The 6885-nt window shown below is 74.7% G+C and carries 6 protein-coding genes; 2 read left to right on the top strand and 4 right to left on the bottom strand.

Annotation, left to right across the window (positions count from 1 at the left end):
• A partial coding sequence (locus AC0CYZ_RS02760) for a GNAT family N-acetyltransferase (protein WP_472212126.1) occupies nt 1-466 on the bottom strand: 466 nt, incomplete at its 3' end.
• A gap of 56 nt (nt 467-522) precedes the next feature.
• Between AC0CYZ_RS02760 and AC0CYZ_RS02755 the strand changes: the two genes are divergently transcribed.
• Complete coding sequence (locus AC0CYZ_RS02755) at nt 523-1296, top strand: MerR family transcriptional regulator (protein WP_472212124.1); 774 nt, start codon at nt 523-525, stop codon at nt 1294-1296.
• Between the two features lie 48 nt (nt 1297-1344).
• On the opposite strand, the gene AC0CYZ_RS02750 is transcribed toward AC0CYZ_RS02755, so the two are convergent.
• The 3 genes from AC0CYZ_RS02750 to AC0CYZ_RS02740 all read right to left on the bottom strand — a co-directional run bounded on the left by AC0CYZ_RS02750 (nt 1345) and on the right by AC0CYZ_RS02740 (nt 4504).
• Nucleotides 1345-2916 carry a hypothetical protein gene (locus AC0CYZ_RS02750; protein ID WP_472212122.1) on the bottom strand — a complete coding sequence of 524 codons (1572 nt, stop codon included), beginning with the start codon at nt 2914-2916 and terminating at the stop codon, nt 1345-1347.
• Nucleotides 2917-3056: 140 nt separating this feature from the next.
• The gene (locus AC0CYZ_RS02745) at nt 3057-4034 is read right to left on the bottom strand and encodes a zinc-binding alcohol dehydrogenase family protein (protein ID WP_472212120.1); all 978 of its coding nucleotides are present in this window, start codon (nt 4032-4034) and stop codon (nt 3057-3059) included.
• A gap of 20 nt (nt 4035-4054) precedes the next feature.
• Nucleotides 4055-4504, bottom strand: coding sequence for an Lrp/AsnC family transcriptional regulator (locus AC0CYZ_RS02740; protein ID WP_472212118.1), 450 nt, complete (start codon nt 4502-4504; stop codon nt 4055-4057).
• A 155-nt stretch (nt 4505-4659) separates the two neighbouring features.
• Here AC0CYZ_RS02740 and AC0CYZ_RS02735 point away from each other — a divergent pair.
• On the top strand, nt 4660-6885 hold a 2226-nt coding region (locus AC0CYZ_RS02735), incomplete at its 3' end, for a transketolase-like TK C-terminal-containing protein (RefSeq protein ID WP_472212128.1).

Raw genomic sequence — 6885 nt, 5'->3', positions numbered from 1 at the left:
GGAACGCCCGGTCCGGTGCCGGGTCGGGCGGGGTCACCCGCCGCAGGTGCACCAGTGGGTACGGCCGACCGTCCTCGTCGGTCTCCGACCGGCCCGTCTCGACGAACCCGCGCCGCGCGTACCAGTCCCGGGCCGCCGGGTTCTGCTCGTTCACGTCGAGCGTCAGCACCGGGTGGTGGGCGGCCGCGTCGTCGAGCAGCGCGGTGCCCGCCCCGCGCCCGTGCACCGCCGGGTCGACGAAGAGGCCGTCCACCTCGCCGGCGGTCCCGATCAGGAAGCCCACCGGCCCGTGGGGCCCGGAGGCGACCCGGACTGCGGCGCGGGCCAACTCGCGGCGGGTCCGCGGTTCGAGCGCGTCAATCTCGCCGGCGCCGAGGAAGTGGTGGGTGGCCTCGACCGCGCGGCGCCAGATCCCGACGAGCGCCTCGAGCTCACCGGGCTCCCCGTCCCGGATCGTCCAGCTCATCCGCCCAGCGTAGGGACTTGACCCTCACGCCGCGTGGGGCTGCAGGCTCGTTCACCATGACCGGGGTGACGGAGACGACGGGGATGACGGTCGGCCAGGTGGCCGCGCGCTTCGCCGTGACGGTGCGGACCCTGCACCACTACGACGAGATCGGGCTGCTGCGCCCGAGCCGCCGCAGTGCCGCCGGGTACCGCCTCTACACCGACGCCGACATCACCCGCCTGCAGCACGTCGTCGTGTACCGCCGGCTCGGGCTCGCCCTCGAGGACATCGCCGCCGTCCTCGACGACCCCGCCGCCGACGTCGCGGCGCACCTGCGTCGCCAGCGGGCCGCGGTCACGTCCCGGCTCGACGAGCTGTCCGACCTCGTCGTGGCCATCGACCGAGCCCTGGAGGCGGAGATGTCGGGTGTGCAGCTGACACGCGAGGAGCAGCGCGAGCTCTTCGGGGACGGGTACTCCGAGGAGTACCGGGCCGAGGCGCAGGAGCGCTGGGGCGACACCGAGGAGTGGAAGCAGTCCCGGGCCCGCACCGCGCGCTACACCAAGGCCGACTGGGAGGCGATCACCGCCGAGGCGGCCGCGGTGGAGCAGGCGTTCGTGGCCGCGAAGCGGGCCGGCGCGGCGCCGGACTCCGAGGCCGCACTCGCGGCGGCGGAGGCGCACGGGCGCCACATCCACGAGCGGTTCTACGACCTCACGCCGGAGATGCACCGCTGCCTCGCCCGCATGTACGTCGCGGACGAGCGGTTCGCGAAGCACTACGACGACCTCGAGCCGGGGCTCGCGCAGTACGTGCACGACGCGGTCGAGGCGCTGCGCGCCACGTGAACGGATGTGGTCGCCCGGGCGACGACATCCGTTCACATGGCCGGAGGCCTACTCCCCGTTGAGGGACACCGCGGCGGGGTCGGCGCCCGGCGGGTCGAGCACCAGCCGGCCCGGGCCGCGCCCGGGCACGTTCGTCGGCCACCCGGGCCCGGTGCCCGCCACCCAGCGCAGCACGTGGTCGGTGGGCCGCACCGGCGAGCGGTCGGCGTGCAGGACGTCGAGGCGCAGCAGGAACCGGCCGACCGGGCCGGCCGCGGCCTCGCGCTGCTCGACCAGCGCCATCAGCCGGTCGTGGTCCGAGAACCCGTCGACGATGTCGCACCCGCACCCGTAGGCCAGGGCGCCGATCTCGCCGGGGGCGAGCACGGACTGACCGGGCGGCACCGCCCGGCCGAGCGGCTCGCCCGCGGCGAGGTACTGGCCCGACGTCGCCCAGTTCCCGAACAGCGCCGGGAACGCCCATGGCACGCCCAGGGCGGTCTGCAGCCCGACGCCGGCGCCGGCCACCACGGCGAGCGCGGCGGTGAGCGCGCCGATCCGCCGGCCGTCGAGGTCCGCCGCGCCGAGCGCGGCGCACACCGAGATCAGGCCGAGCGACGGGCAGTAGTACCAGAGGTAGGACGAGACGCCCATCGCGGCGTAGACCGCGTAGTGCGCGAGGCCGGCCAGTCCACAGGCGACGACGACGCGGTCGGCGAGCCGCCCCGAGCCGCGGGCCCAGGCGACCGCGGAGGCCACGAGCGCGCCGAGCCCGGCCAGCACCACCGCGGAGATCAGCACCATCGCCACGGGCCAGCGCTCGGAGAAGAACAGCGTCCCGTTGCCGAACACCTCGCCGTTCGGGAACGCGCCCCCGGTCTTGATCACGAGCGTGTCCGGCACGAAGCCGCCCAGCACGAACCAGGACCAGACGTGCCAGGGCAGCGCGACGACGGCGGCGACGGCCCACGCGAGGACCATCCGGCGCGGCTCCCGGGGGGCGACCCCGAGGAACAGCACGGCCAGCACCACGACGGCGGGCACGGCCAGGTCGGGCCGGCACAGCACGGCCAGGCCGGTCACCACGCCCGCGGCCACCGCGCGGCGCTGCGCCGCGTAGCGCGCCACGCCGACCATCAGCGCCGCGCCGAGGAACGATTCCATCCCGACGACGCTCGCGAAGATCGGCGAGGTCACGATGAGCCCGACGACCAGGCCGGCCACCACGGCGCGCCGGCGTCCCAGCGCGTCGGCGAGGGCGGCGCCCCAGCCGCCGAGCAGGGCCGTGGACAGGACGAGCACGAGACCCGCGGCGACCACCGGGCGCCCGCCGGTGACGAGGATGCCGGCGGCGAGCAGCCAGACGTTGAGCGGCGAGGTGGCCGTGTTGGCGTCGCGGAACTCCGTCAGGCCCCAGTGACCGTGCAGGGCGAGGTTCCGCGCGTAGTCCAGCGTGATGTAGGAGTCGTCGGGCATCCCGCGGTGGGCGAGCAGGAACAGCACGCCGCCGGCGAGGCCGCCCAGTACCGCCGCGAGGAGCAGGCCGCTCCGGGGGCCCAGCTCGCGCGTGCGGGCCGACGAGCCCGGGGCGGCCGGGGTGTCGTCGTCCTGGGCGCGGTCCGGCGCCGACAGCGTCGTCACGAATCGCCCCTCGTCACCCGGTCACCTCTGCTCCGCCGCAGCGTACGGGCCACGCCGCGCCGACCCGCACCACCCCGCCGCCGAGTGGACCCCCACGGCTCCCGCAGCAGCCGTCGAGGTCCACCCGGTCAAGTCTCGGCCTACACCTCGAGGACGATCTTGCCGACCATGTGGCCGTCGGCGACCCGGTCGTGCGCGCGCTGCAGGTTCTCCGGCGTGAGCCCCTCGAGCCGCTCGCTCAGCGTGGTCCGGACGGTCCCGGCGTCGACGAGCTCGGCGACCCGGGCGAGCAGGTCGTGCTGGGCGACCATGTCCGGCGGCGCGAACAGCGGCCGGGTGAACATCAGCTCCCAGTGCAGCGTCTGGCTCTTGTCCTTCAGCGGCAGGGTCTCGAGGCCCTCCGGCTCGTCGATGGCGACGATGCCGCCGCCGGTGTTCATCAGCTCGGCGTAGGTCTCGATCATCCCGGCGGTGAACGGCGAGAAGACCATGTCGACGCCGTCGGGGGCGACCGCCTTCGTGTCCGCCACGAGGTCGTGGTGGTCGATGACGTGGTGGGCGCCGAGGTCGGTCGCCCACTGCCGGGACTCCTCACGGGAGGCGGTCCCGATGACGGTGAGGCCGGTGAGCGCCCGGGCGAGCTGGATGACCATCGACCCGACGCCGCCGGCCGCGCCCATGACCAGCAGGGTGCCGGAGTCGTCCGTCCGCACCCGGAACCGGTCGAACAGGGACTCCCAGGCGGTGATCGTCGTCAACGGGAGGGCCGCGGCCTCGGCGAAGGACAGCGTGCGGGGCTTGGGCCCGGCGATGCGCTCGTCGACCGCGTGGAACTGCGCGTTCGTTCCCTGCCGGGCGATCGAACCCGCGTGGTAGACCTCGTCGCCGACCGAGAACAGCGTGACCTCGTCACCGACGGCGGTGACGACGCCCGCCGCGTCGTACCCGAGGACCGTCGGCTCGCCCTCCGGGTCGCTGCTCGCGTGGACCTTGGTGTCGACCGGGTTGACCGAGACCGCTCTCACCTCGACGACGAGGTCCCGGGGCCCGGGGGTCGGGACGGGCAGCTCGATCTCGCTGAACGGTCCGGAGCGTGTGTGATGGGCGATGGCTCGCATGGAGTGCCTGTACCCCGTGATCACGAAGACCGTGCCCACCGGCCCAACACCATCAGCGTCTTCGTCCCGACCACCGGGCCGGCGCGCCGCAGCCGGTCGATGACGTCCTGGAGATGGGCGATGTCGCGGACGCGCACCTGCACGAGCGCGTCCGGGTCGCCCGCGATCGTGTAGACGGCGAGCACCTCCGGCACCGTCGAGCCGGTCTGCACGATCGCCTCGACCGGGGTCGTGCCCGCGTACCGGACCTCGCAGAAGGCCTCGACACCGAGACCGAGCCGCGCGTGGTCGATCTGGACGGTGAACCCGGTGATGACCCCCACCTCGCGCAGCCGGTCCACCCGGCGTTTGGTCGCCGCGACGGACAGACCGACCCGCGTCGCCATGTCGGCGAACGTCCGCCGGGCGTCCTCGGCCAGGAGCGCGATCAGACGGCGGTCGAGATCGTCCACCTCGGCGTGTTGCCCCACGACCCACAACGTAGCCGCGCGGTAGGCCGGTTCGGCGGACGTTTCTTGCGCGTTGCCGGTGGCTTCCCCCGATTCTGTTGCTCGGGCCACAACGAGCCGGTGAGATGTGTCCGGACGCCGCCCCGACCAGGAGGTCCACGCCAGTGTCGACGACGATGCCCGCTCCGGCGCGGACCGGGGCGCAGGATCTGGAGGCATTGCGCGCGGTCGAGGACCGGGTGCTGTGGCTCGCGACCGCGATCGTGGACCACGCGAACCGGGTGCGCCCGAACCCGGGCGGGCTCAAGGTGGGTGGACACCAGGCGTCGTCGGCGTCGATCACCTCGATCATGACGGCGCTGTGGTTCGGGGCGCTGCGCCCCGAGGACCGGGTGTCGGTCAAGCCGCACGCCTCGCCGGTGCTGCACGCGATCAACCACCTGCTCGGCCGTCTCGACGCCCGGTACCTGACGACGCTACGCGAGCGCGGCGGCCTGCAGTCCTACCCGTCGCGCTCCAAGGACCCGGACCCGGTCGACTACTCCACGGGCTCGGTCGGGATCGGGGCGACGGCGCCGATCTGGGGGGCGATCGCCCGGCGCTACGCCCACGGCGTCGGCGCCCGCGCCGCCAGCCGGGGTGTGCTGGGGCGGCAGTTCTCGCTGGTCGGGGACGCGGAGCTCGACGAGGGCGCGGTGTGGGAGGCCGTGCTCGACCCGATGGTCCGCGAGCTCGGCGAGGTCTGCTGGGTGGTCGACTTCAACCGCCAGTCCCTGGACCGGGTCGTCCCCGACATCTCGGTGACCCGGCTGCACGGGCTGTTCGAGGCCGCGGGCTGGCAGGTCATCACGGTCAAGTACGGCCGCCTGCTCGAGGACCTCTACACCCGCGACGGCGGGGCCGCGCTGCGCCGGCGCATCGACGCGATGACCAACCCCGAGTACCAGCGCCTACTGCGCTGCACCGCCGGCCAGCTGCGCGAGCGCATCCCCGGGGAGGGCTCCGACGAGCACCCCGACGACCCCGCCCAGATCGCCGCGCTGCTCGAGACCATCGACGACGACGCCGTGCACGCCGCCATCCGCAACCTCGGCGGGCACGACCTCGGCGCGCTGCTCGACGCGTTCGACGCCATCGACGACACGCGGCCGACCGTCGTCTTCGCCTACACCGTCAAGGGCTACGGCCTGGCGACCCAGGGCCACCCGCAGAACCACTCGTCGCTGCTGACCGAGGCCCAGATGCGCGAGCTCGCCGGCCACGTCGGCGCCGAGCTCGACGACCCCTGGCGCCCGCTGCCCCCCGACTCCGACGCCGCCCGGCTCTGCACCGAGACCGCCACCCGGCTTGACCGGGCCCAGGACGCCGAGACCGTGCCCGCACCGGACGTCCCGACCGACGCCGGGCGCACCCCGTCGGGGACCGGCACCACCCAGCAGGCGCTCGGCCGCGCGCTGCTCGACCTGACCCGCGAGGCCCCCGACGTGGCCGCGCGACTGGTCACCGTCGCCCCCGACGTCGCGTCCTCGACCAACCTGGGCGGCTGGCTGAACAAGGTCGGCACCTGGTCGCCGCGCGAGCGCCGCGACTGGTTCGACGACGACGCCGAGACCATCCTGCACTGGCGCGAACGCCCCACCGGGCGCCACATCGAGCTCGGGATCGCCGAGACCAACCTCGTCGGGCTGCTCGGCGAGCTCGGCGCGACCTGGTCGCGCTGGGGCGAGCCGCTGCTGCCCGTCGGGGTGCTCTACGACCCGTTCGTCGCCCGGGCCCTCGAGCCCTGGGCGTTCGGGATGTACGCCGGTGGCCAGTCGATCCTGGTCGGCACCCCGTCGGGGGTGTCGCTGGCGCCCGAGGGCGGCGCGCACCAGTCGATCACCACCCCGTCGATCGGGCTCGAGCAGCCCGGCTGCGTGGCGTTCGAGCCCGCGTTCGCCGTCGAGGTCACCTGGTGCCTGCTCGACGGGCTGTCCCGGCTGGGCCGCCCCGACGGATCCTCGACGTACCTGCGCCTGTCGACCGCCCCGGTCGACCAGCACCTCGCCGCCGTCCCCACCGACCCCGCCGCCCGGGAACGGCGCCGCCGCGGCGTCGTCGGCGGCGGCTACCTGCTGCGCCGCGCCGCCGGCCGGCCCCGCGTGACCATCGCCGCCGTCGGGGCCACCGTGCCTGCCGCGACCGCGGCCGCCGACCGGCTCGACGCGCTGGGCGTGCCCACCGACGTCGTCGTGGTGACCAGCGCCGACCTGCTCTTCCGCGCCACCCAGGGCGCGGAGCGCCGAGTGCTGGACGCCGCGTTCCCCGTCGACCGCGCCGCCCCGCTGGTCACCGTCATCGACGGCCACCCCCACACCCTGGCCTTCCTCGCCGGGGTGCACCGGGTCCACGCCCGCCACCTC

This window comes from Actinomycetospora sp. (assembly GCF_055612215.1).
This window is presented reverse-complemented; position numbering and strand designations above follow the sequence as displayed.